The following is a 24,649-nucleotide window of genomic DNA, read 5'->3' as shown; positions in this document are numbered from 1 at the left end:
CTGAGTTTATATTTATGTAAATAGTGATTTTTTACATAGCTGATCAAATCTGACAAATAATCATCCAAAATATCAAATCTAAAATCGAGTAATGAATCAAATTTTTCAACAAAATTCCCCTATCTTTCCAGGAAGTCGGCTTTATGCTTTTTGGAAATTTTCTCGACCGCATACGATTATTGGCACGAGTTTAAGTGTGTTGGGTTTATATTTGCTAACCCTTGGTGTCACTTCCACAAATTTTTCTACCGTTCATATTTGGCAAATCCTTGGAACTTGGGCTGCTTGTATATCTGGCAATATTTATATTGTTGGTTTAAATCAACTGGAAGATGTAGAAATTGACAAAATTAATAAACCTCATTTACCTATAGCTTCAGGGGAATTTACCAGAGAACAAGGAAATTTAATTGTCATTATCACAGGGATTTTAGCTTTGGTTATAGCATGGCTAAATAGTCCCTATTTATTGGGAATGGTAGCAATAAGTTTGGCAATTGGTACTGCTTATTCTTTACCACCTATCCGTTTGAAACAGTTTCCCTTTTGGGCAGCATTGTGTATTTTTTCTGTGCGGGGAAGTATTGTTAATTTAGGGTTATTTCTACATTTTAATTGGTTATTTCAAAGAAGCCAAGGTATCCCTGCGGCAGTTTGGGTTTTGACAGTATTTATCTTGGTGTTTACATTTGCGATCGCCATCTTTAAAGATATCCCCGATATGGAAGGCGATAAACTTTACAATATTACTACATTTACCCTCCAACTGGGTCAACAAGCAGTATTTAATCTTGCCCTTTGGGTATTAACTGTTTGCTATATCGGCATGATTTTTGTTGGTGTGTTACGCCTAGCTGAAGTTAACCCTATATTTCTGTTTATCACCCATATAATAGCCCTAATTATGATGTGGAGACAAAGTAGAAGGGTAGACTTGGAAGACAAAAATGCAATTTCTCGATTTTATCAATTTATCTGGAAACTCTTTTTTATCGAATACTTAATTTTCCCTATGGCCTGTATTTTAGCTTAAAATGATGTTAGATAATTCACCCATTGGTAACATTGTTGCTATCTCTTTAGTAACTATTAGTATTGGATTTCTCATTTATTTTGCCTGGAAAACAGTAATTACTGCAAATTTATTCCAAAAAGGCGTTAAGCTGTGTCAAAATAAAGATTATTCTGGCGCAGAAGCAGCTTTTCGCCAAGTAATTGCCATTAACTCTACTAATGATGTAGTGCGGTTGTTATTAGGCGATATTTTAAACCATCAAGGTAAAACTGAAGAAGCAAAAGAATTATTTAGTGAAGTAATTAGTCGTAGTCCTAAAAACCCTGATGCTTACTTAAGACTGGCAAATATTTTACTGCTGCAAAACAATCAGCAAGAAGCAGTAAATAACCTCCAAAAAGCCAAATATTTATTCCAAAAACAACGCCAACCTCAGAAAGCAGAAACCATAGATAAAATTCTTCAGGATATAGGGAATAAGAAATAGGTAACTTTTAACTAGGGAATAAATAGGAAATGTCTTCTTATTCTCTTGATAGCACAGCTTGGCATCAGCCATATTTCTGAAATTCTTTTGCCAATGACTAACAATAAAGTTTATCTCGTCGGTGCAGGCCCTGGAGACGTAGCATATTTAACTGTTAAAGCCTATCGTCTCTTAGCATCTGCTCAAGTATTAGTTTATGATGCTTTAGTAGACACTGAATTATTAAATTGTGTACCTCCTGATTGTTTAAAATTAGATGTTGGTAAACGTGGAGGTAAACCCAGTACCTCCCAAGCTGAAATTAACAATTTATTAGTGAAGTATTGCCTGGAAGGGAAACAAGTAGTTAGACTTAAATCAGGAGATCCGTTTATTTTTGGTCGCTGTATTTCGGAAATTGAAGCCCTCAAAGCTGCTGGTTGTGATTTTGAAGTTATACCGGGAATTTCTTCAGCTTTAGCAGCACCTTTACTTGCAGGAATACCCCTGACAGACCCCGTTCTCAGTCGCTGTTTTGCTGTCCTGACAGCACATGAACCAGATGTTTTGGACTGGGAAGCACTATCAAGATTAGAAACTTTAGTAATTTTGATGGGGGGAAAAAATCTAGCGGAAATAGTCCATCAACTGCTAAAATATGGAGAATCGCACTCCAAACCCATAGCCATTATTCGTTGGGCAGGAACTCCTAATCAAGAAGTTTGGACAGGTGAACTGGGTAATATTTTGGAAAAAACTGGGGGTCTATCTCTCTCCCCTGCGGTGATTGTCATAGGTGAAGTTGTAGGATTACGGAAATTTCTATAAAATCTCAGATACCTAACTCTTAGAAGAAGTCGGTGATATTATCGCTAGCAAATGAGTTAGGATTGGTACATAACATGAAAAAATATAAACTATTGAATATAAACTATTATTTACTCCTCTTACAACTATAAAATCGTGCATAGCCATCATTCTATCTCCCAATCACCCCATCCTCCCACCACTCCCCTTGCAGGTAAAACCATCTTAGTTACCCGTTCAATCGGACAATCTAGTCAATTTGGCGATCGCCTTGCCGCAGCAGGTGCTACAGTAATTGAAATGCCTGCTTTAGAAATTGTTCCCCCTTCCAGTTGGAAACCTTTAGATCAAGCAATATCTAAAATATCAACCTTCGACTGGTTAATTCTTACTTCCAGCAATGGCGTAGAATACTTTTTTAACAGGCTCCAAACCAAAGGTAAAAATAAAAGCGCCTTAAAAAAGCTAAAAATTGCTCTTGTTGGTGAAAAAACAGCCCAAAGTCTTAAAAAACACGATATCCAACCAGATTTTATCCCTCCCCACTTTATCGCCGACTCTTTAGTAATAAACTTTCCCGAAAGCCTAGCAGGTAAAAAGATTTTATTTCCCAGAGTTGAAAGCGGAGGAAGACAAGTTTTAGTCAAAGAATTAACCGCTAGAGGTGCAGAAGTCATAGAAGTTCCTGCTTATGAATCTTGCTGTCCTCAGAGTATTCCCCTCGCAGCAGAAATAGCTTTGCGAAATGGAACTTTAGATTTAATCACCTTTGCTAGTTCTAAAACAGTACAATTTTTCTGTCTATTAACAGCAGCTAAATTTCCAGAAGGAATCACACAATACTTAAGCAAAACTTGCATTGCTTCCATTGGTCCCCAAACTTCTCAAACTTGCCATGATTTATTTGGTCGTGTTGATATAGAAGCAGAAGAATACACTGTAGATGGATTAACTAAAGCAATCATTCAATGGGCGCAAGGGTTACTGGGGTGATGCGGTTGATAAGGAAGATGAGGAGAAAATACTTTACCTATTCCCTATTTCCAATATTTGCTAATTAACCATGACTAATGACCAAACGTTTAATCGGTTTAACTGGTGGTATCGCTACAGGTAAAAGTACAGTGGCTGATTATTTAGCTACTGCTTATGATTTACCAATTTTAGATGCAGATATTTATGCTAGAAATGCAGTATCTGCTGGTTCACCTATCCTCGCACAAATAGCCCAACGTTACCACAAAGACATTTTACTTCCAGATGGTAATTTAAATCGTGCCAAGTTGGGAGAAATTATTTTTAATCAACCAGAAGAACGTAATTGGGTAGAAAATGTGATTCATCCTTATGTCAGGAATTGTTTTCACCAAGAAATTACTAAATCATCTGCACCCATACTAGTTTTAGTTATTCCTCTTTTATTTGAAGCCGGTTTAGAAAATCTAGTTAGTGAAATTTGGGTTGTATCGTGTTCAGCAAAACAGCAACAAGAGAGATTAATTCAGCGAAATAATTTAAGCAGTGAACAAGCAGTAGCTAGAATTAATAGTCAGTTACCAATCTCAGAGAAAATTGGACGTGCTGATGTTGTTTTAGATAATTCCTCTAGTTTAGAATCACTTTTACAACAGGTAGATTTAGTGATGAAAAGGGTTTAATACCCCCACCATATTGAAAATTTGGTGACTCTCGTTCAGGTGGGATTTGAATCCTCATCTGAACGAAATCTTCTGCCTTCTTCAAATGGTAATTTTTGGTTATGGTTGTAACTCTAGAAGAATTAATTGCTTTAATGTTTTACGAATTTCTGGAAACCCAGAATTAGGATAAGGTGCGGCATTTTTGATCACTTTTTCTAAAGTCTTATAATAGGGGTCTTTGTCCAGCGATTTGGTCTTAAATGCACTATAGGTAGCAGGAATTAAATAACGCGGTATGGCATTTTCACCTGCATCTTTACTGCTTAAAGTCCATTCTTGAGTTTTCGGATCATCTAAATAAGTTGCGAACTTATTAGCAGCATTCTGACAAGCATTATCACAGTCTTTGCGTAAAACCAAAGCATCTGCAAATAGTAGAGGATTACTATCTTCATTCAGTGGTAAAGAAGATAATTTAATTTCTGGATTTATACCATTTTTAAAGATATAGTTGAGTCTTTCTGAATAACCAAAGAAAGCATCGACTTGATTATTGATAAAGGCTTCTGCACCAATATCTATATCACCATACTTATCAAAGCAAGGATTAACATCTCCTACTTGACAATTTTGAGCAAATTTTTTGAAAGATTTGATTACAGATGGATCTAAATTAGGTGATAAAGCAGAGTTAATTCCTTTTGTACCATAGGTATCAGCCCAAGCATCTAAATACAAAGCTGGCAAATTCCAACTTCCGGTTAAATCCCCTCCTAAATTGGGTATATCTGGAGTTATGGAGTTTAAAATAGTCAAAATTTTCTCTACAGATTTGGTTTTGACTACTTTATCATTACGAGAAAAAATAAAGTGTCCACATAATAAATGTGGGATACCATAGATGTTTCCATTGACAGTAACGGCATCTAAACCAGCAGGATACCAATCTTTGATATTTTCAGGATTATTCCATACTTTAGCTACATTTGCTTTGACCAAATCACCTAGTAATAAAGTATCTATCTCTACTATATGATAACCATCTTCGCTGGTAGAATTAGATAACCATTGTTTTAAAGTGTTGATGTCATAAAATCCTTCTTCTTCAGGGTTTAGAGGTTTTAATACTAAGTCAATACTGGAGTTTTGAGATTCAAATTCACTTTCAATTCTAGTTAATAGTGCTTGATATTGATCCTGTGCAGAGTCGGGAATATAGGGAAAGAGGGCAACTTTTAAAGTAGTTTTTGTGGTTGTTTGTGCGTAGGCAATGTTTGGAAAAGAAAAAGCAGTCAGTCCTAAAAATGTTAGGGTGAAGATGAGTAAGGAGAAAAGGATATTTTGTAGTTTTTTCATGTCGCACAGCTAATAAGTTCAAGATGTTCTCAAGAACTCATTATTTATTGCTGCGGAATATTTAGTGTATTTTTTTACAAAAATTTAATACACAGCGGTTTTTATTTAAGTAATTCTTACCAAATGATTTAACTTTCTCCCCCCACAACTACATCCCGAATACGCAAACTTGGTCCACCACAACCGACGGGTAAACCATTTTGTCCACCTTTACCACATCCACCGGATTCATCCCAGTAAAAATCATCACCTATAGCTTCTATATCTGCGAGGGTTTGGAAAACATTACCGGAAAGGGTTACATCTTTGACGGGTTCAGCTATTTTCCCATTTCTAATCATCCAAGCTTCCCCAGCACTGAAGGTGAACATTTCTCCGTTTGTCATTCCACCTAACCAGTTACGGGCATATACGCCTTCTTTGATATCAGTAAACAAGTCTACGACTGGTGTATTACCTCTCTCAATCCAGGTGTTTGTCATTCGCACAATGGGGGAAAAGTGATAATCGAGACAACGAGCATTACCTGTGGGTGCTTCTTCTAATTTGCCCGCAGTTTCACGAGAATGCAAACGCCCGACTAAAACACCGTCTTTGATTAATTGTGTAGTTGTTGCTGGTGTGCCTTCATCGTCGTAAAAATAACTACCACGATGACCTTGGGGGGCTGCACCATCAAAAATTTGCAGTTCTTGGGAACCAAAGCGCCTTCCCAGGGTCATAACTTCCAGTAAATCGGGGTTCTCATAAGCCATATCTGCTTCGGAAAGATGCCCAAAAGCTTCGTGGACAAATAAACCGCTCAGTATGGGATCAATTACGACTGTATAAGTGTTGCCTTTAACTGGGGGTAAGGATAAAGCTGTAACTGCTCTTTCGGCGGAACTTTTAACTTGAGCATCTAAATTGACTAAATCTTCGTAGGCTTTGCGCGAACCGATGGTTTCTCTACCTGTTTGTACGGTGTCGCCGTTTCTGGCTGTGGCTGCAAAGCGCATTTCCATATCTACCCAAGATTGCTCAATTAGTGTTCCTTCGGAGGTAGCAATAATCACTTTTTGGGCGCTGTCACCATAGCGGACTGAGGTGGTGGTGATGCGGTGGTCAACACTTTTTAATAATTCGGTATAGCGATCGCACAATTCTTTTTTCTGTTTGAGGGGAACTGTACGTGGGTCGATACCTGTCAGCGGTAACTCACAGATGGCTTTGATTGGGTCAATGGGTGCGAGTATGGTTTCTTCATCTCCCACTATTCTAGCCGCTGCGATCGCTTCTTCTATCCGTTCTTTGATAGTAGCTAACTGGTTGAAACTACTTAACCCCCAACCTCCTTTATAACAAGCACGAACATGGCCACCGATAGAGATGCCTTCGCTGAGAGTTTCTACCTTGTCACCACGCAACAAGATATCTGTTCCTTCTGCCTCTTCTAAGCGAATCATGAGATAATCCACACGGGAGGAATAGCGGGCGATTAACTCAGAAAGTAAATTTTGTATGTCAGCAAATGTATTTGGCATTGTTGTTAGTGATGCTCACGAACTATATTTATTTTCTAACTATTTAGGTCTATTTTTCTATTTATTTAAAAACATATTTTTCAGCCACTTTCCAATAACGCGAAAATCGCTTCAAGTCAATAAATCCATCATAATCGAAAAATGCTTCTACTTCCAACACTTCTAATTCTAAAGATTTTTCAATTTGATTACAAAGCTGCTGAAAGCGGGGACTAGGACTATCTGTAGTAACGACTAATTTAGCATCATGTTCTTGAGCAAACCGGATAATTTCATCTCCTACATTTCCCCGACGAATTTCCACAGGCAATTCTAGCAAACATTCATAGATAAAAGTGATACGTTTTAAACTCAATTGCCATTCTTCTATTAATGCATCATCCCAAACCCAAATTGCTGGAGTATTAGGGTATTCTTTTAATGCGGGGTTTTGAGGACTTAAACAATCTCCATTTATCCAAATAATTGATTTATTCATATAATTTTTCAGTCTTGAAGTATTTAATCAACAATCATATAGATTTTAGCAAATCCTCTTTTGTCCCTGTGAAATGTTCCCTGTGGTAATAGTGAGAGTAACGGTAAATGGCATTTTTTTATAGTTGGTTATTTAAGGTTGTCGTAAATATTATAGTTGAGATCCCCGACTTATTGGATCAAAATTGTGATTTATTTAACATTCAATTGAGAAGTCGGGGATCTGGGAATGGGATTTTGGAAAAAAAGACTTTTTGCAATAAATGCGGGTCTATTCTCATTATTATTGAGAATAGTGTCAATAATTTAACGAATTTTGGTTATTTCAGCTTGGAGGGTTGACAGTGTTCTGAGTTTTTGCTAATATAATCTTATGTCTAGAAATCTGTGTGCGCCATATATAACAGGTTTTTATTGATCAAAATAATTATTTCCCAAATAAATCTGATCAACAAGTAATTCAGCAATTTCGGATCTTCGGTACATATTATGCAAAATCTAGGTAAAAAATCTCAAAAAGCTTAATCTGTAATAAGATAGGAGGCATAATTTTTCACATTATTAATATTGCCTCTTGCCCTTGTTAAGAGTTCCCTCTTGCCGACTGGTAATTTAGCATAACAAGTACCTATAGAACCGAAATTTCAAAATCGGAAATAATGCACACAGATACGATATTTTACCAAATCTTCCTTACTTTCCACACTCTATTATTTGAAATCCTTGGTGAACCTCCAGAAAATGCCAAAGATTATAAATTCACATCTGTATTTTCACAATTAAGCCGTCAGGAGATAGAAGCAATGTTTTTAGTGAGTGATATTAAGCAAACAAGGGTCTATCAAGAAGCAAAGCAGGAAGGTAGACAGGAGGGTAGACAGGAAGGTAAAAAAGATGAAGCAACAAACTTACTACTAAGAATATTATCTAAACGGTTTGGAAAGTTAGAAGATAGTTATACTCAAAATATCAACAGCCTGAACATAGAACAACTGGAAAAGCTAGGAGAAGAATTATTAGATTTTACAGATATTAATGATTTGGAAACATGGTTAAAATCTGAGATAGACAAGTAATTTAGATGAGTGGTTTATTTAATTGTCAAAATCAGGATATCCAGGATTCATAGGATGTACAGGATGAAATGTAATATCCAGGATTTAATAATTTTTTGCATGGGTGAAAATAATGATGTTGAAAGTTGAAAATTTTACTATATATGCGCCCACAGATTTCCACTCCTAACATGACTGTATAATAAGCTTTTCGTCTTGTCAAGCCTTGAAGCAAAAAAATGGATAAAAATTTCTATTGCTAACTTAATATCGTGCAAATCCTCAAATCCTGATATGGCTAGGCTATCAGACAAATAAAAACCCTATATATATGCGCCCACAGATTTCCACTCCTAACATAAATATACAATAAGCTTCTCGCCTTGTCAAGTCTTAAAATGAGAAAAATATCAAAATATGAAACTTCAGATGCAAACTTACATCCTGATTCTGACAATAAATTCTTACCTGCCTTTTTTCCCCTTCTGCCAACTTTGACTATTTGGCTTTTTATTAAACACCCCGTTAGGAAAAAGTCGTTGTTCTAACTCCTCATAACTGCCTTCAAAATCACATTTCCCATAAAGCGGACATTGAGAACAATAAACGCCTTTAGTGTAACGTTCTAAATTTTCCCGATTGAAAAAATAAGGTTTGTGACTGAAGGTACTCGCAACCCATTGCCATGACATATTATTGCTTGCTGGGTCGCCATCTAACAAATGTTGCAAAAACCATTTTGCCCCGGCTTGCCACTGAATATGTCGCCAATGGATAATGTAAGCTGCTAACCACATTCTGATATGGTTGTGTAAATAACCAGTTTCTCGCAACTCCTGACTAAAGCTATCAATGCAAACTCGTCCTGTTATGCCTTTTGTGATATCTAAAGGTAAATTTGCCGCGTAATCTGCTGGTTTATAGCCAGTTTTGTATTCTTCTTGATTTTGCCAAATTCCTGTTCCCAGTTTACTATATAACCTTTGCCAATAGTCACGCCAAGCTAATTCGTTAATCAGTTTAGTAGCGTCCTCTGGATTTTCCACACGCTCAAGGATATAATTTCTAACTTCTCGTAAACTCAAAACCCCATAACGAATATAAGGTGATAATCTGGTGACAGCACCTGTTAGAAAATTGCGTGTTTTTGCGTAAGCAATAGGGTCTATTTTATGTAATAATTGTTCGGCTGCTTTCCGTCCTCCCGCAGTACGGCTAATATGATCATCTCGTTCTGCAACTTGGGGAAATTGTTCGCGCAGATAAGCTACTAATTCTTCGCGGTTGGTAAAATTACGTAACATAAATTTATTGATTTAGACATTATCTTAGTGACAATCTCGATGGCAACCGTTTAAATAGGAATACCATTTTAAACAGATGGCTACAAATTGAAAGTATATACCTGACACCATCCAAAATCCACATAGGAGTAAATTTATGAAAAAATATCCATCTTTACAGGAACAACAAGGTTACTATCGCTATAATCCCACTGACTTAGAGAAAAAAGGCCCTGCACAGTTATTTTCTGACGCTGGAGAAGATGGTGCTGTACGCTATATTTTAACTAAATTGTATAAAAATCTGTTAGCACAGGGGAAACTTTCAGAGCCTTGGACTTTATTACTGAATCAGCTAGATAAAGGAATTACAGATTTAGAAGAAAATTGGTTAAATATATCAACTTTATTAGTAGATTGCCAAGTTTTTCAATCGGGATGGTTTAATTTTAATTTACCTCCCAATGAACAATTTAATAGTAGTTATATTGGAGAGAGAAAGAAGTTAATCAAAACCTTAATAGCTGTAAAAAAAGCAGTAGATACTGTGGATCAGAATCTACCTTTGTTTAAGGTAAATGCAGAACAGCGTCAAAAATTTTATCAAGCCTTATCTAAAGGTGTGTATGGTATTAAACCGCCATTCATGAGTGCAATTCATGAACGAGATGGGGGTTTGAGCGATAGAGAATTTGTTCGTCAAAGGGTAGCTGGTGCTAATCCTACAGTTATTAGACGAGTGCAAGCTATTGACCAAAGTTTTATCCAAGCTATTGCTAATCAACCTTATAAATTAGCTAATAATGGTGCTATTGATTTAATCAAATCTGCCAGTGAAAACCGTTTATTTATTGCTGACTATCCTTTATTGAGAGATTTGAAAATTACTGATTTACAACCTGGTAAATACGTAGGAAGTCCGGTGGCTTTATTTCATCACACTGATAAAGGGTTAGAGCCTGTATTAATTGAAGTTGAAAAAGGCAGAGTGATCACACCAGGAATGACAGGAGAAGCAGCTGATGATTGGATGAAAGCAAAGTTATATTTTCAAACTGCGGATGCAACCCATCATGAATTAATTGCACATTTGAGTTATACTCATTTAGCAATGGAAGCATTAGCGATCGCAACGCCAAGACAGTTACCAACTAATCATCCAGTGTATCAATTATTATCGCCCCATTTTAAATTTTTAATAGCCATTAATAACCGGGGTAATAGTATATTGTTAGCAGAAGGTTCAGGAATTGAAAATTTAACTGCTCCCACTATTGAAACTTCATTGAATTTGATAAATAAGGCTTATCGAGAAAAATCTTTCTGGTATTATTCCTTATTAAATGATATCGAAGTGCGGGGAATAGAACCGAAGTTATTGCCAGACTTTCCTTACCGGGACGATGCTCTGTTATTATGGGAAGCGATCGCCAAATATACAACTCGCTATTTACAACGTTACTATCCAGATGACAAAGCAGTAATACAAGACCCCTATTTACAAAATTGGGCTGAAGAACTCAGCGCACCTTTAAACACCCGTCCCAAATCAGACTTTCCCCAAGCACCCGCATGGTTTCCCAAAGAACTAGTAACAGCATCAGGAATCGAACCCCAAGAATTACCTTCCTACCCCCGTATACCTGGATTTACAAAAATAGGTAGCTTACAGCAATTAATCGACATTGCAACTATCACCATTTTTACCTGTGGACCACAGCACGCAGCCGTAAACTTCAGTCAATACGATTACTTTGGTTATGTACCTAACGCACCTTTAGCAAACTATAGCCGACCAGGTACACCAGCCACTTTAGAGGAAATCTTACCTCCGAAAGATAAAGATTTACAACAGATGCAATTAACTTTTGCACTTTGTGGGATTAATTGGAGTAAATTAGGAAGTTCTGAGTTTATTCAGTTTGCAGATAAAATTGATAAACAAATTCTAGCCCAATTTCAAAGTGATTTATTGGAGATTGAACGCAAAATTACAGTCCGAAATCAACAGCGTTTCATAGAAACAGGTGTTGAATATCCTTACCTATTACCATCTCGTATTCCCAATAGTATTAATATTTGAGAATATAAAGATTTATAACTAACCGCAGATGGACGCAGATAAACGCAGATAAATTCCAATTGATGTTATCTTGATATCTGTATTAATCAGCGTGAATATGCGGTTAAAAACTCTTGTTTTTATCAATTTTCTATCATGATCAACATTCCCCAAACTGGACAATCAGCACCTAACTTTTCCACCCCAGACCAAAACGACAAACTCATTTCCCTTATTGACTTCAGCGAGTGGATAGTCCTTTATTTCTACCCCAAAGACGACACCCCTGGATGTACCACAGAAGCCAAAGACTTCACCGATTTATCATCACAATTTACTGCTTTAGGAGCTAAAATAATCGGTGTTAGTCCAGATTCTGGTAAATCCCATTGCAAATTTATCGACAAACATAACCTATCAATTACCCTATTAAGTGACCCCGAACATCAATTAATAGAAGCTTATGGTGCATGGCGTTTAAAAAAGTTTATGGGTAAAGAATATATGGGAGTTGCTCGTTCAACTTTCTTGATTTCACCTGATAAAATTATCGCCTATTCTTGGCCAAATGTAAAAACCAAAGGTCATGCTCAAGCAGTATTAAAAAAAATGCAAGAATTAACCGCTAAATAAACTGTTTGTAGTGGGCGATTTATCGCTCTCTTCTTATTAATAAGAGATATATAATATAAATATCAACTCTATTGTCTTGATGTATAAATATGATATGGTACAGTTTATCCAAGCGCAAAATGTAAGTATTGCCTATTTAGAAGAAAGATTTGGTATACAACGAGTCAATGATGACAACTTCTTTACTGAATGGTGGAGAAACTTGCCAGAAATTACAGATTTAGAAAAGCAATATCTAGACAGAATCAGGGAGCATTTCCTCAGATTGATTAAGCGTCCACCAATCTTAGAAAATGCTGTAAAAATGGTAGTTTTATCTCCTCTACTAGATTTAGCAGGATTTTATGAAGACCCATTTTTATTTGCTACTGAAGAATCTATAGAACTAGCTATAGAAGATGAAGGAGAAATTATTAGAGGTAGAATTGATGCGTTAGTAATTCAAGAACAATTTTGGTTACTGATAATTGAATCTAAAAGGGCTAGTTTTTCTTTGTTAGAAGCCATACCTCAAGCACTTACTTATATGCTTGCTAGTCCTCATCCAGAAAAGCCCATATTTGGATGTGTTACAAGTGGAGAAGATTTTCAATTTATCAAACTCATTAAGCAAGACACACCTACTTATGATTTGTCTGATAAATTCACTTTATCTAAGCGGGAAAACGAACTATATCAAGTTCTAAAAATCCTGAAAAAAATAGGTCAAATATTGAGTTAATTGTTGAGTTAATTTATGTCCAGTCGTCCCATCTACCTCGATTGTCATGCTACCACACCCATAGATGAACGGGTACTAAATGCGATGATTCCTTACTTTACAGAAAAGTTTGGTAATGCAGCTAGTATTAGTCATATTTACGGGTGGGAATCAGAAGCTGCTGTTAAACAAGCCAGAGACATTTTAGCAACTGCTATTAATGCTAACCCCGAAGAAATTGTCTTTACTAGTGGTGCAACAGAAGCCAATAATTTAGCCATCAAAGGTGTAGCAGAAGCGTATTTTGCCAAAGGTCAACATATTGTTACAGTCGCAACGGAACACAAAGCGGTTTTAGACCCTTGTGAATATTTAAAAAGCATGGGTTTTGAAATTACGGTTCTTCCAGTTAATCACGATGGATTAATTGATTTAGAGCAATTAGAAAAAACCTTGCGTCATGATACAATTTTAGTATCAGTCATGGCTGCAAATAATGAGATTGGGGTTTTACAACCCTTAGATAAAATCGGTAAAATGTGTCGTCAAAAAGAAATTATATTTCATACAGATGCGGCTCAAGCTATTGGTAAAATTCCCTTAGATGTAGAAGCATTAAATATTGATTTAATGTCCTTAACAGCCCATAAAGTCTATGGACCCAAAGGTATTGGTGCTTTATATGTTCGCAGACGCAACCCCAGAATTAAACTAGCAGCACAACAGCATGGGGGTGGACATGAACGAGGAATGCGTTCTGGGACATTATATACACCCCAAATAGTTGGTTTTGGTAAAGCGGTAGAAATTGCTGTAGCAGAACAAGAAACCGAAAATTTGAGGCTACAAGAACTGCGGGAAAGATTGTGGAAACAGTTATCTACTCTTGAGGGAATTTATATTAATGGACATCCCCAAAAACGGTTAGCAGGAAATTTGAATATTAGTCTTGAAGGTGTAGATGGTGCTGCACTTTCTTTAGGTTTACAACCAATGGTAGCAGTATCTTCTGGTTCTGCTTGTTCCTCAAATAATGTTGCACCTTCCTATGTGCTGACAGCTTTAGGTCATTCAGAAAAATTAGCTTATGCTTCTGTAAGATTTGGAATTGGTAGATTTAATACTGTTGAAGAAATAGATAAAGTTGCAGAACATTTCATTACTACTGTGAAAAGTTTAAGAAGTGCTTCAGCAGTCAGTTGTTAGCTATCTTCCCTTCCTCTTTTTCTACTGGGAATGCATGAGCAAGTCTCTGACTCCAATAAAACGAAAGCCAGAGTCTTCCTTAATTCATTCCCATACAGAGTATGGGAACAAGAAAATAATTACTCAATCAATAAGGATTAGAATCAAATCTTCCCCGTTTCACACTCCTAAGATAATAACCTTTTGAGGGAATTTTATTTAAATCAAATGTCTCACCTCTAGGAACTCTCCAAATTTTATAGTCGTAATATGTCAGAGGACTTCCAGGTTGACAAATTTCTGGGGGATGATCTCCCAGTACAAAATAAGCAGAACCTCTACCTATGACTTTAGCAATACCGTTTTTATCTATCAGCAAAGATGTTTCTTCACTAATAGCTATTCCTAATGCCTTTGCTGATACACCATCTTGAATTTGTCGAGCGATAAACACCATAATTCTACCCATTCTTTTTCTTTCGTCAAAATGGGTATCAATAATTGTTCTTCGCAAATGTTTCCACTGGAATAGGTTATAGGTAAAGGTAATATTTCGATATGGGTCTTCAAGTGCTTCGTTAGTTTCAATGCTATCTTCACAAGCACAGGAATCATAAACATATTCACTTTGAATCATTGCACCTGCACTAGTACCACCAATAGCACCACCTTTATCGTAAACTGCCTTGACGGCAACTTCTAATTTAGTGTTTTTCCAGTTGCGAATATATTCACATTGATCTCCACCTGCAAAGAAGATTACTCCAGCATTTCTGACTTTATCAAAAATATCTGTTCTGTTGGCTTCTTGTCTGTTACTAATGATTAATGTTTCTACATAATTTACCCCTTTCATGCGATAAATTAATTGATTGTAATCATCGTTACCAGCAGCGCGAATAACTAAAACATTGACTTTGGTATTGGAGTTAGAACCACCTCTAACTTGATTAATCATCCACTGAATAGCGTCATCAACATCGGGACCACCTCCACCCAAATTATGTACAGGCCCAGTTAAGGTGGGCAATTTATAGGTGGTTTTAGTTTTAGTTGATGGAGGACGGACATCCTTGGAGATGCCTGTGAAGTATCGCCTCCAGTTTGCTTTCAGACGGTTTATGATGTGGTTTACCATCCTCAACAGGGTAGTTTTTGCATTCTGCAAACGCCGTGCTATATTTGGGGATGCCTTTGTCATAGTTACCTTTTGGCGCAAACAGCAATCATCCTAACTTTCGCATCAATGGGGGGGAAATTCCCAGCGTACTGGCTTTGTACTGTTTTTTTACGCCAAAAAATGCAGAGTAATGATTAATTCTTTTTACTACTCTGCAAAAACCTCAGTTTTACTTTGTGTTTAATTACCAGTCAATTTGCGATCGCTCTTTTATCACTCTCTCATATACTGCTTCCGTTCTTTTGGCTAATTTTGTCCACTTAAATCGTTTTTCTAAATCTTGGTATGCGTTATCCACCAACCATTGTCGATACCCTGGATTTCGTAAAACTTCCAAAATTCCCCAAGCTAAGGAATCGGGATTATTGACTTTGGTAACAATACCTGTTTTTGTATGCTGTACTACTTCAGGAAAACCACAAGTATCGGAAACTACAACTGGTACTCTAGAAGCAAAGCTTTCTAAAGCCACAATACCAAAGGGTTCATAAAGGCTGGGAAAAACAGCACAGTCAGCTATGGTTTGAAATTTATCCAAGTATTCATCAGATAAAAAACCAGTAAAATAGCATTTATCCCAAATTCCTAATTCCCAAGCTTGCTTTTTTAAATGGTCAGTATTACCACCACCAACTATTACAAATTTAACGTAACCTGCCATTTCCCAAAGTACCTTGGTAGCGGCATTAATTAATACAGAAACGCCTTTTTCATAAGTCATCCGACCAAGGTAATAAACTATTTTTTCATGATCTGCGGCAAATTGACGGCGAAAATCCTGAGCATGAAAATCTTTGTGATGCTGTTTTTTTTCTGGGCGAATACCATTATAAATCACATCTATTTTATGTCCAGGACTATGTAATGCTCTTGCTACTTCTGAACGCATATATTCAGTACAAACAATAATTCGCCAAGCGTTATAAGCCAAGGAGTTTTCTTTGTCACTAATATAGCTTTGGGTATCATTGTAAATACCGTTGTAGCGTCCGTATTCTGTAGCGTGAATAGTAGCAATTAAGGGGATTTTAAAAGTATGCTTGAGAGCGATCGCAGCGTCTCCAACTAACCAATCATGAGCATGGATAATATCAAAAGAGCCTTCTTCCAAAATCAACTTACCACCGTGATGTCCCATACTCTCGTTTAAATTAGCTACCCAGTGGAAAAAGTCATGACTATGGGAAACTGGTACTCGATGTACATGAATACCCTCAACAACCTCATACAGAGAAGCCTGTTTAACTTCAGGCGTAATCAGGTGGATATCATGTCCTAGCTTCACAAGTTCTGGGTATAATTCCGCTACGTGACGAGCGATACCTCCGACTATCCGGGGCGGAAATTCCCAACTTAGCACTAGTATCTTCATTAAATCGACTCCCTGATGATTTACAAAAATTTAAAAATCTATATTTATCTCAAAATAGGAAGTGTGACAAATACCATAAGGGTGATTAGGAAAAATTTTAATTTTTTAATAGTTTTTTTTCATAAAGCTTATCATATCAATTTGGGGTTTCTAGCAGCATAAAAAACCCGATTTCATCGAGAAACCGGGGTGTTCATGGTTATTAAGTTTGAAAATCATCTCCAGGTGCAGGGGAGATAGGGAGATGGGGAGCAGGGGAGCAGGGGAGCAGGGGAGCAGAGGAGCAGAGGAGCAGAGGAGAATAATGTATTGATCATCTATTCCCTGTCACCTGTCACCTGTCATCTATTCCCTGTCACCTGTCACCTGTCACCTGTCACCTGTCACCTAATAAACTAATTTTGATCTAACCGCAACACAGCCATAAAAGCTTCCTGGGGAACGTCCACCGTTCCTACAGATTTCATCCGCTTTTTACCCTTGGCTTGTTTCTGCAACAGCTTTTTCTTCCGGCTGATATCACCACCGTAGCATTTAGCTAAAACGTCTTTTCGCAAAGCCGGGATATGTTCACTGGCAATAACTTTACTGCCGATAGACGCTTGAATGGGTACTTTAAATTGATGACGTGGTATCAGTTCTTTGAGCTTTTCCGCCATTGATCTACCCACGTTGTATGCTTTATCCCGGTGGACAATCATCGCTAAGGAATCTACCGGATCACCGTTAATCATAATATCCAGTTTTACCAACGGATTTTCACGGTAGCCGATGAGATGATATTCCATACTCGCATAACCACGAGAACGGGATTTCATTTGATCAAAAAAGTCAGTCACAACTTCCGCTAAAGGTAACTCATAAGTGAGTGTAGTCCGTCCTTGGGTGAGATATTTCATATCCTTGAATACACCCCGGCGGTTTTGTGACAACTCCATTAAAGAACCAACGTAGGTTTCAGGTGTAATCATTTCTACCTGGACATAGGGTTCTTCTATTCTTTCACGTTCGTTGGGAGAAGGTAAGCGACTGGGATTATCAATGTACACTTCCTCACCTTTGACAGTGATGACCTTATAAACTACAGATGGGGCTGTGATGATTAAATCTAGGTTATACTCCCTCTCCAGACGTTCTTGGACAATTTCCATGTGCAGCAAACCCAAGAACCCACACCGGAAACCAAAACCCATGGCGCTGGAAGTTTCTGGTTCGTAATGCAAGGCTGCATCATTGAGTTCCAGTTTTTCTAAAGCTTCCCGCAGGTCTTCAAACTGGTCTGCGTCGATGGGGAACATCCCGCAAAATACCATGGGATTAGCTTCTGTGTAGCCAGGTAAGGCTTCTGTGGCTTTGGCTTTGGCTAAAGTGATGGTGTCTCCCACCCTTGCATCCGCTACTGCCCGAATTGATGCTGCTAAATAGCCTACTTCCCCAGCGTGCAGTTCTTCAACTTGCTTTTGGGTAGGAGAAAGAATACCTAATTCGTCAATTTCATATTCCTTACCCGATGCCATCAAATAGATGCGATCGCCTTTTTTCACACTACCATCCATCACCCGGAAATAAACAATTACACCCCGGTAGCTGTCATAGTAGCTATCAAAAATCAACGCCCGCAAACGTTCATTCACTCGATCAGGTGCAGGGGGTACTCTTTCCACAATCGCTTCTAAAATCTCAGGAACTCCTATTCCCTCCTTCGCAGAAGCTAAAATTGCCCCACTGCAATCTAAACCAATAATCTCTTCAATTTCACCAATTACTCGATCCGGTTCTGCTCCTGGTAAATCAATTTTATTTAAAACAGGAATAATCTCCAGATTATGCTCCAGCGCCAAATACACATTCGCTAGAGTTTGTGCTTCTACTCCTTGGGATGCATCCACTACTAACAAAGCACCTTCACAAGCAGCAAGAGAGCGTGAAACTTCATAAGAAAAATCTACGTGACCAGGAGTATCTATTAAGTTTAAGACATACTGCTGACCGTCTTTAGCTGTGTAATTCATCCGGGCAGCTTGCAGCTTAATTGTAATACCGCGCTCCCGTTCCAGATCCATATTATCGAGAAACTGTTCCTTCATCTGTCGGTCTTCTACAGTCCCAGTGGCTTGTAGCAAGCGATCGGCGAGAGTAGATTTCCCGTGATCAATATGAGCAATAATACAAAAATTGCGAATGCGAACTGCGGGAACGTCAGTCATATACTATCTTTGCTTAAAGCAAACCAAAAGTGAAATCTATTTACTTCATGTATTTTAATGCTTTCTTGGGTAATGTAATTGGTAATTGGTGATTAGTCATTGGTAATTGGTTAAGAGGCAGCAGACAAGAATTAGGGAAATACAGCAGTTTGCGTAATTAGGAGGTACAACATCTAAATTTAAACCTATACACAAAGCCAGTTTTACTCCTGACTTCTGACTCCTGACTTCTGACTCCTGACTTCTGACTCCTGACTCCTCAATTCTGCTGTAATACACAGTTTTCTCCCACACCCTTAAAGCCCACACCTCATACCCATCTCCATAGACCGATTAATTTTTAAGGTTATTTGGTACTATTTCAATGGGGTAAGGGTTAAGACTTAAAGGGGGAGGGGTGGAATTTTTTCTTACCTTGTTTAATTCCCCAAATTCCGCCGTCATTCTCATATCATTTCTTGACAAAGCTTTAGATAAAACCATTTCAGCAAATATAAACCTATGAATATGCAAAACAAATCTACCGATGCAGAAAACAAGCACCCCAACAAAGTAGAAATAGCAGTGAGCTTGGACTCCGAGTTAATAGCGCAAATTCAGCATCTTACCAATGATCCCAGCAAAGTGATTGAAGTAGCAATCCGCCAATGGTTGCGAGGAGATATACCTAGAGATGATGAGTTAACTCGTACACCAATGCGTACACCAGTTCCTCCCAGGGGTGAATGGAACGATTAAAATTTCCCATCAATTCCTCCTTAATCCATCTAAATGCTAAAAAATGTAAAATTTACCGCTCTAAATTCTAGAAAAATCAAAAATACACGATCGAAAGTGTGAAAGCTGTAAAACTTTATGCCAAAATTTAAACAGCTTTAGTAAAAGCACGGTGGAAAGCTATTTGTCTATCCAATTCGATTAATGACTATTACTGCGAACACCCAATTGCCAAATTTATTTTCTCAGAACCTGGAATCTATTAACTGTAGTTCTGATGGCTTGTTACCATCTCTCGGTTCTGAGTTGGTATATACGCAAGATGGGAGCGGGCGCTATCTAACATTTGATTGGCAGCGCAGCGAACTCCTAGAGCTAAATACTGAGAAAATCGTTGAAGCACTGAATGAAAATGAAACCTTTGCTCCAGTAGATAAAGTTGCCTATTTGGAACAATTACATCGAGTATTGAGTTCTTTAGTGCCGGAAAGGGTTCAGTGCTGGTTTAAATGCAGTCAGGAATTAATAGAGTTGGAGTTGACAATTACTCCGATTATGCCGCAATTGGGTCAAGCCGCAACCACGGTTTTGATCATGGGGAGGTTATTACAAGCTCAAGTTAATGGCAAAGTAGCAAATCACGAGGGTTCAAAACCGTCTTCACAACCAAACTGGGCTTTGCGTTGCCGTGGTGTGGGACAGATATCGCAACAACACCAAAAATTATTAACTAAAATTACCAGAAATATCCGGCGGACACTGGATATAGAAATTATTTGGCAGCAAACAGTTGACAGTTTAGGAAAAATCCTCAAGCTAGAGCGTTGTATTATTTGTCCTTATCAACCCAACGCTTCAAAAATCAAGGTAGTCGCAGAATATCACCAGCCAGAATTGGATTCCTTTCTGGGTTCAGAAATAGAGATATCTTCTGAACCAGTCTTTGCCCAGGCTTTAGCGACTCTTGAACCAATGGTGATCAAGATGTCTGTACAGAAAAAATCTCAGCAGCAGAAATTTCTGTTGGTTGCTACTAGCTATCAAGATCAGGCGAATGGTTTGGTGGCCTTAAGCTTAAGTGATGAATGCGATTTATTAACAGAAACAGAACTGGAATTAACTAAAGAATTAGCAGATCAATTGGGAACTGCGATCGCTCATGCTACCTTATACAAAGAACTAGAAGCAGCAAGACAAAAAGCTGAAGAAGCATCCCGCCTCAAAAGCGAATTTCTGGCCAATGTCTCCCATGAAATTCGTACCCCTCTCAACGGCATGATTGGCTTACTCAAGCTGATTTTGGAAGGAATGGCAGATGGACCAGAAGAACATGAGTTTGTCCAAGATGCCCATGATTTATCAATCCACCTCCTTGGTATCCTCAACGACATTTTGGATTTTGCCAAGATTGAAGCAGGCAAAATGGATATCCGCTGCGGGCCTGTCAGACTTCATGAATTATTCAATGATGTAGAAAGCTTTGTGCGTCCCCAAGCGGAGGTGAAAAACCTCAGCCTCCAGATGCAAATGCCCACTACCTCTGATGAAATCATCATCCTGGGCAACTACCAAAGATTATTACAGGTCATGCTCAATTTGGTCGGCAACGCCATTAAATTCACCCACAAAGGCGGTGTCACCATCAGCGCCGATTTAGTCCTCAAAAAAGCAAAAGGACAATCACAACCACAGCATCCCGGCATTGTGAAAGTACGGGTAGCAGATACTGGTATAGGTGTTTCCTTAGACCAACAAGATAAACTATTTCAATTATTTTCCCAAGTAGATGGTTCTCGTACTCGCCCTCATGGTGGTACAGGTTTGGGACTAACCATATCCCAAAAGCTCATCGAAGCAATGGGTGGTGAGGTACATTTCTACAGTTTAGGCGAAGAACTTGGTTCAACAGTCACATTCACAGTCCCACTTTATCAACAACCTGTCCTATGCTCCCCCAGCGAGTGTGAAATAGAAACTCTTAATTGAATTACAAAGAAGGCAGGAGGCAGAGGGCAGGAGTATGGCTTACGCCACGCTGCGCTATCAGGAGTCAGGAGTCAGGAGTCAGGAGTCAGGAGTCAGGAGTCAGGAGTCAGGAGTCAGGAGTTCAGGAAGAAGAAAGAATTAATTTTCTCCCCCATCCTCCCCATCCTCCCCTGCTCCCCTGCTCCCCATCTCCTGCTTCCTGAACTGATTGCACCACGGTATGGGGATAGAGTGTGGAGTGTTGTCAATGTAGGATTGATTTAATTCAGCAAAAGAAGAAAATTTTAGTTATTTTGGGAAGTAGACAAGGATCTTAATTCCCAATTTTCATCACCATTATTAACTTAGCAGGTCTAAAACTATGTCAGCAACTATGGAACTTACACTTGAAAACGTTGAAACAGTCTTAGATGAAATGCGCCCTTATCTAATGTCTGATGGGGGTAATGTGGAACTCGTAGAACTGGATGGACCTGTTGTTAAACTGCGGCTACAAGGTGCTTGCGGTTCTTGTCCCAGTTCAGCAATGACTCTGAGAATGGGTATTGAACGCCGCCTCAAGGAAATGATCCCCGAAATTGCGGAGATTGAACAAGTAGTTTAGGAACTAGGGGCTGGGGACTGGGGATTAGGGATTGGGGATGGGGAAGATAGGGAATTAATTTTCCCAATTACCCATTACCTATTACCATCATTCATAATTCAACATTATTAGCAAATCCCCAATAACTGATCACTCCTCATGTCCCACCCTCTATATGTCGCTTTTATTTGGCATCAACATCAGCCGTTATACAAATCTCCTGGTAGTGGTGTTTCTACACCTGCTAGTCAGCAGTACCGCTTGCCTTGGGTCAGGTTACATGGTACTAAGGATTATTTAGATTTAATCTTGCTGCTGGAACAGTATCCCAAGTTACATCAAACAGTAAATTTAGTACCATCTTTGATACTGCAACTAGAAGACTATATTGCTGGTACTGCTTTTGACCCTTATCTGACTGCCAGTTTGACACCTGTTGAAAAGTTGACCACAGAACAGAAAGAATTTATTGTTGAACATTTTTTTGATGCTAATCACCATACGTTAATAGATCCCCATCCCCGCTATGCCCAGTTGTACTATCAGAGACAGGAAAAGGGACAAGCTTGGTGTTTAGCAAATTGGCAGCCACTAGATTACAGTGATTTATTAGCTTGGCATAATCTAGCTTGGATTGATCCTCTGTTTTGGGATGACCCAGAAATTGAAGCTTGGTTAAAACAGGGACAAAATTTTACTTTAAGCGATCGCCAACGTATTTATTCCAAACAACGTCAAATCCTCAGCCGCATTATTCCCCAACACCGGAAAATGCAAGAAACTGGACAGTTAGAAGTCACCACTACCCCCTACACTCACCCAATTTTGCCCTTATTAGCCGATACTAACTCCGGGCAGGTAGCAGTGCCAAACATGACATTACCTAACCGTCGTTTTCAGTGGGCGGAAGACATTCCTCGTCATTTGCAGAAATCTTGGGATTTATATAAAGACAGATTTGGACAAGAACCACGTGGTTTATGGCCTTCTGAACAATCAGTCAGTCCAGAAATATTACCGTATATTATTAAACAAGGCTTTAATTGGATTTGCTCAGATGAAGCCGTCTTAGGTTGGACCCTAAAACACTTTTTCCATCGAGATGGGGCAGGAAATGTCCACCAACCAGAATTACTATACCGTCCTTATCGTTTGCAAACTTCAGCAGGTGATTTATCCATCGTCTTCCGCGACCATAGATTATCCGATTTGATTGGTTTCACATATAGTTCCATGCAGCCAAAACAAGCTGTAGCAGATTTAGTGGGACATTTGCAAGCGATCGCTAGAAAGCAAAAAGAGAACCCCAGCGAACAACCTTGGTTAGTAACAATCGCCTTAGACGGTGAAAACTGCTGGGAATTTTATCCCCAAGACGGCAAACCCTTCCTAGAAACCTTATATCAAAGCTTGAGTAACGAACCTCATATCAAACTTGTTACCGTATCCGAATTCTTAGAAAAACATCCCGCCACAGCCACCATCCCCGGAGAACAACTCCATAGCGGTTCTTGGGTAGACGGCAGTTTTACCACCTGGATAGGTGATCCCGCCAAAAATCGTGCTTGGGACTACCTGAGCCAAGCCAGACAAGTATTAGCCAATCATCCCGAAGCTACCGAAGAAAACAACCCCGCAGCCTGGGAAGCCTTATATGCAGCTGAAGGTTCCGATTGGTTTTGGTGGTTTGGAGAAGGTCATTCTTCAAATCAAGATGCCATCTTTGACCAATTATTTCGTGAACATCTCTATGGAATTTATAAAGCCCTAAATGAACCCATACCAGCCTATTTAACAAAACCAGTAGAAGTTCATGAAACGCGATCAGACCATCGCCCAGAAGGCTTTATTCACCCAGTGATTGATGGTAAAGGCGATGAACAAGACTGGGACAAAGCCGGCAGAATAGAAATTGGTGGTGCAAGGGGAACCATGCACAACAGCAGCCTCATTCAAAGACTTTGGTATGGAGTAGATCACCTGAATTTTTATTTACGGGTAGACTTTAAAAGTGGCATTGCACCAGGAAAAGAACTACCAACAGAGTTAAATTTACTTTGGTATTATCCAGATAGAACAATGGTTAATAGTCCTGTACCTTTAGCAGAAGTACCAGATATAGAGCCAGTTAATTACTTTTTTCACCATCATTTAGAAATTAACTTACTTACACAATCAGTTCAATTTCGAGAAGCAAGAGACAATTATCAATGGCATCCCCGTGCCACTCGCGCTCAAGCTGCTTTAAATAATTGTTTAGAAGTAGCAGTACCCTGGGCAGATTTGCAAGTTCCCCCAGATTATCCCCTGCGTCTAATTTTGATCCTAGCCGATGATGGGTGTTTCCATAGCTACTTACCAGAAAATGCTTTAATTCCGATTGAAGTACCTTAAAAAAGGAG

The 24,649-nt window shown here is 38.5% G+C and carries 20 protein-coding genes and 1 pseudogene; 14 read left to right on the top strand and 7 right to left on the bottom strand.

The window, feature by feature from the left end; all coding sequences use genetic code 11:
* The first annotated feature begins 91 nt into the window (after positions 1-91).
* The 5 genes and pseudogenes from ACLLO5_RS03580 (at position 92) to coaE (ending at position 3,946) form a co-directional block, all read left to right on the top strand.
* Positions 92-1,033, top strand: coding sequence for a homogentisate phytyltransferase (locus ACLLO5_RS03580; protein WP_413174112.1), 942 nt, complete (start codon positions 92-94; stop codon positions 1,031-1,033).
* Positions 1,034-1,037: 4 nt separating this feature from the next.
* Positions 1,038-1,502, top strand: a complete 465-nt coding sequence (locus ACLLO5_RS03575) for a tetratricopeptide repeat protein (RefSeq protein ID WP_413176007.1) — start codon at positions 1,038-1,040, stop codon at positions 1,500-1,502.
* A 93-nt stretch (positions 1,503-1,595) separates the two neighbouring features.
* Positions 1,596-2,306 (top strand): annotated as a pseudogene (cobA, locus tag ACLLO5_RS03570) (uroporphyrinogen-III C-methyltransferase); the annotation flags it as partial.
* A gap of 138 nt (positions 2,307-2,444) precedes the next feature.
* Positions 2,445-3,281, top strand: a complete 837-nt coding sequence (locus ACLLO5_RS03565; protein ID WP_413174110.1) for a uroporphyrinogen-III synthase — start codon at positions 2,445-2,447, stop codon at positions 3,279-3,281.
* A gap of 77 nt (positions 3,282-3,358) precedes the next feature.
* The gene (gene coaE, locus ACLLO5_RS03560; RefSeq protein WP_413174108.1) at positions 3,359-3,946 is read left to right on the top strand and encodes a dephospho-CoA kinase; all 588 of its coding nucleotides are present in this window, start codon (positions 3,359-3,361) and stop codon (positions 3,944-3,946) included.
* A gap of 99 nt (positions 3,947-4,045) precedes the next feature.
* Here coaE and ACLLO5_RS03555 read toward each other — a convergent pair whose 3' ends face one another.
* The 3 genes from ACLLO5_RS03555 to ACLLO5_RS03545 form a co-directional block, all read right to left on the bottom strand.
* On the bottom strand, positions 4,046-5,284 hold the full coding sequence (locus ACLLO5_RS03555; protein ID WP_413174106.1) for an extracellular solute-binding protein: 1,239 nt from the start codon (positions 5,282-5,284) through the stop codon (positions 4,046-4,048).
* Between the two features lie 128 nt (positions 5,285-5,412).
* Entirely contained in the window at positions 5,413-6,807 is a 1,395-nt protein-coding gene (locus ACLLO5_RS03550; RefSeq protein WP_413174104.1) for a TldD/PmbA family protein, read from the bottom strand.
* Positions 6,808-6,868: 61 nt separating this feature from the next.
* Entirely contained in the window at positions 6,869-7,285 is a 417-nt protein-coding gene (locus ACLLO5_RS03545; RefSeq protein WP_413174103.1) for a hypothetical protein, read from the bottom strand.
* A 658-nt stretch (positions 7,286-7,943) separates the two neighbouring features.
* Between ACLLO5_RS03545 and ACLLO5_RS03540 the strand changes: the two genes are divergently transcribed.
* The gene (locus ACLLO5_RS03540; protein ID WP_413174102.1) at positions 7,944-8,360 is read left to right on the top strand and encodes a DUF4351 domain-containing protein; all 417 of its coding nucleotides are present in this window, start codon (positions 7,944-7,946) and stop codon (positions 8,358-8,360) included.
* Between the two features lie 443 nt (positions 8,361-8,803).
* On the opposite strand, the gene ACLLO5_RS03535 is transcribed toward ACLLO5_RS03540, so the two are convergent.
* A complete protein-coding gene (locus ACLLO5_RS03535; RefSeq protein ID WP_413174101.1) occupies positions 8,804-9,643 on the bottom strand; it encodes an FAD-binding domain-containing protein in 840 nt (279 codons plus the stop codon).
* A 136-nt stretch (positions 9,644-9,779) separates the two neighbouring features.
* On the opposite strand from ACLLO5_RS03535, the gene ACLLO5_RS03530 reads away from it, so the two are divergent.
* The 4 genes from ACLLO5_RS03530 to ACLLO5_RS03515 all read left to right on the top strand — a co-directional run bounded on the left by ACLLO5_RS03530 (position 9,780) and on the right by ACLLO5_RS03515 (position 14,223).
* Positions 9,780-11,705, top strand: a complete 1,926-nt coding sequence (locus tag ACLLO5_RS03530; RefSeq protein WP_413174100.1) for a lipoxygenase family protein — start codon at positions 9,780-9,782, stop codon at positions 11,703-11,705.
* Between the two features lie 135 nt (positions 11,706-11,840).
* Positions 11,841-12,317 carry a thioredoxin-dependent thiol peroxidase gene (gene bcp / locus ACLLO5_RS03525; protein ID WP_413174099.1) on the top strand — a complete coding sequence of 159 codons (477 nt, stop codon included), beginning with the start codon at positions 11,841-11,843 and terminating at the stop codon, positions 12,315-12,317.
* 94 nt (positions 12,318-12,411) lie between these two features.
* Positions 12,412-13,038, top strand: coding sequence for a restriction endonuclease subunit R (locus tag ACLLO5_RS03520; protein WP_413174098.1), 627 nt, complete (start codon positions 12,412-12,414; stop codon positions 13,036-13,038).
* Between the two features lie 15 nt (positions 13,039-13,053).
* Complete coding sequence (locus tag ACLLO5_RS03515) at positions 13,054-14,223, top strand: IscS subfamily cysteine desulfurase (RefSeq protein ID WP_413174097.1); 1,170 nt, start codon at positions 13,054-13,056, stop codon at positions 14,221-14,223.
* Positions 14,224-14,350: 127 nt separating this feature from the next.
* Here ACLLO5_RS03515 and ACLLO5_RS03510 read toward each other — a convergent pair whose 3' ends face one another.
* The 3 genes from ACLLO5_RS03510 to lepA all read right to left on the bottom strand — a co-directional run bounded on the left by ACLLO5_RS03510 (position 14,351) and on the right by lepA (position 18,961).
* Complete coding sequence (locus ACLLO5_RS03510) at positions 14,351-15,403, bottom strand: cyanophycinase (protein ID WP_413174096.1); 1,053 nt, start codon at positions 15,401-15,403, stop codon at positions 14,351-14,353.
* Between the two features lie 163 nt (positions 15,404-15,566).
* Positions 15,567-16,754, bottom strand: coding sequence for a glycosyltransferase family 4 protein (locus ACLLO5_RS03505; RefSeq protein WP_413174095.1), 1,188 nt, complete (start codon positions 16,752-16,754; stop codon positions 15,567-15,569).
* Positions 16,755-17,149: 395 nt separating this feature from the next.
* Positions 17,150-18,961, bottom strand: a complete 1,812-nt coding sequence (lepA, locus tag ACLLO5_RS03500) for a translation elongation factor 4 (RefSeq protein WP_413174094.1) — start codon at positions 18,959-18,961, stop codon at positions 17,150-17,152.
* Positions 18,962-19,462: 501 nt separating this feature from the next.
* Here lepA and ACLLO5_RS03495 point away from each other — a divergent pair.
* The 4 genes from ACLLO5_RS03495 to ACLLO5_RS03480 all read left to right on the top strand — a co-directional run bounded on the left by ACLLO5_RS03495 (position 19,463) and on the right by ACLLO5_RS03480 (position 24,641).
* On the top strand, positions 19,463-19,699 hold the full coding sequence (locus tag ACLLO5_RS03495; protein ID WP_413174093.1) for a hypothetical protein: 237 nt from the start codon (positions 19,463-19,465) through the stop codon (positions 19,697-19,699).
* Between the two features lie 183 nt (positions 19,700-19,882).
* Entirely contained in the window at positions 19,883-21,664 is a 1,782-nt protein-coding gene (locus ACLLO5_RS03490) for an ATP-binding protein (protein WP_413174092.1), read from the top strand.
* Positions 21,665-22,037: 373 nt separating this feature from the next.
* The gene (locus ACLLO5_RS03485) at positions 22,038-22,268 is read left to right on the top strand and encodes a NifU family protein (RefSeq protein ID WP_413176006.1); all 231 of its coding nucleotides are present in this window, start codon (positions 22,038-22,040) and stop codon (positions 22,266-22,268) included.
* Positions 22,269-22,406: 138 nt separating this feature from the next.
* Positions 22,407-24,641, top strand: a complete 2,235-nt coding sequence (locus tag ACLLO5_RS03480; RefSeq protein ID WP_413174091.1) for a glycoside hydrolase — start codon at positions 22,407-22,409, stop codon at positions 24,639-24,641.
* The last annotated feature ends 8 nt before the right edge of the window (positions 24,642-24,649 follow it).

It is taken from the genome of Anabaena azotica SJ-1 (assembly GCF_047275885.1).
Taxonomy (GTDB): Bacteria; Cyanobacteriota; Cyanobacteriia; order Cyanobacteriales; family Nostocaceae; genus Trichormus_B; species Trichormus_B azotica_A.
This window is presented reverse-complemented; position numbering and strand designations above follow the sequence as displayed.

Excerpts from the sequence above, each read along its gene's own strand:
- coaE (WP_413174108.1), top strand. The coding sequence starts at position 3,359 with ATGACCAAACGTTTAATCGGTTTAACTGGTGGTATCGCTACAGGTAAA.
- ACLLO5_RS03555 (WP_413174106.1), bottom strand. The coding sequence starts at position 5,284 with ATGAAAAAACTACAAAATATCCTTTTCTCCTTACTCATCTTCACCCTA.
- ACLLO5_RS03495 (WP_413174093.1), top strand. The coding sequence starts at position 19,463 with ATGAATATGCAAAACAAATCTACCGATGCAGAAAACAAGCACCCCAAC.
- ACLLO5_RS03535 (WP_413174101.1), bottom strand. The coding sequence starts at position 9,643 with ATGTTACGTAATTTTACCAACCGCGAAGAATTAGTAGCTTATCTGCGC.
- ACLLO5_RS03575 (WP_413176007.1), top strand. The coding sequence starts at position 1,038 with ATGTTAGATAATTCACCCATTGGTAACATTGTTGCTATCTCTTTAGTA.
- lepA (WP_413174094.1), bottom strand. The coding sequence starts at position 18,961 with ATGACTGACGTTCCCGCAGTTCGCATTCGCAATTTTTGTATTATTGCT.
- ACLLO5_RS03550 (WP_413174104.1), bottom strand. The coding sequence starts at position 6,807 with ATGCCAAATACATTTGCTGACATACAAAATTTACTTTCTGAGTTAATC.
- ACLLO5_RS03545 (WP_413174103.1), bottom strand. The coding sequence starts at position 7,285 with ATGAATAAATCAATTATTTGGATAAATGGAGATTGTTTAAGTCCTCAA.
- ACLLO5_RS03485 (WP_413176006.1), top strand. The coding sequence starts at position 22,038 with ATGGAACTTACACTTGAAAACGTTGAAACAGTCTTAGATGAAATGCGC.
- ACLLO5_RS03530 (WP_413174100.1), top strand. The coding sequence starts at position 9,780 with ATGAAAAAATATCCATCTTTACAGGAACAACAAGGTTACTATCGCTAT.
- ACLLO5_RS03515 (WP_413174097.1), top strand. The coding sequence starts at position 13,054 with ATGTCCAGTCGTCCCATCTACCTCGATTGTCATGCTACCACACCCATA.
- ACLLO5_RS03580 (WP_413174112.1), top strand. The coding sequence starts at position 92 with ATGAATCAAATTTTTCAACAAAATTCCCCTATCTTTCCAGGAAGTCGG.
- ACLLO5_RS03480 (WP_413174091.1), top strand. The coding sequence starts at position 22,407 with ATGTCCCACCCTCTATATGTCGCTTTTATTTGGCATCAACATCAGCCG.
- ACLLO5_RS03505 (WP_413174095.1), bottom strand. The coding sequence starts at position 16,754 with ATGAAGATACTAGTGCTAAGTTGGGAATTTCCGCCCCGGATAGTCGGA.
- bcp (WP_413174099.1), top strand. The coding sequence starts at position 11,841 with ATGATCAACATTCCCCAAACTGGACAATCAGCACCTAACTTTTCCACC.
- ACLLO5_RS03540 (WP_413174102.1), top strand. The coding sequence starts at position 7,944 with ATGCACACAGATACGATATTTTACCAAATCTTCCTTACTTTCCACACT.
- ACLLO5_RS03490 (WP_413174092.1), top strand. The coding sequence starts at position 19,883 with ATGACTATTACTGCGAACACCCAATTGCCAAATTTATTTTCTCAGAAC.
- ACLLO5_RS03520 (WP_413174098.1), top strand. The coding sequence starts at position 12,412 with ATGGTACAGTTTATCCAAGCGCAAAATGTAAGTATTGCCTATTTAGAA.
- ACLLO5_RS03510 (WP_413174096.1), bottom strand. The coding sequence starts at position 15,403 with ATGACAAAGGCATCCCCAAATATAGCACGGCGTTTGCAGAATGCAAAA.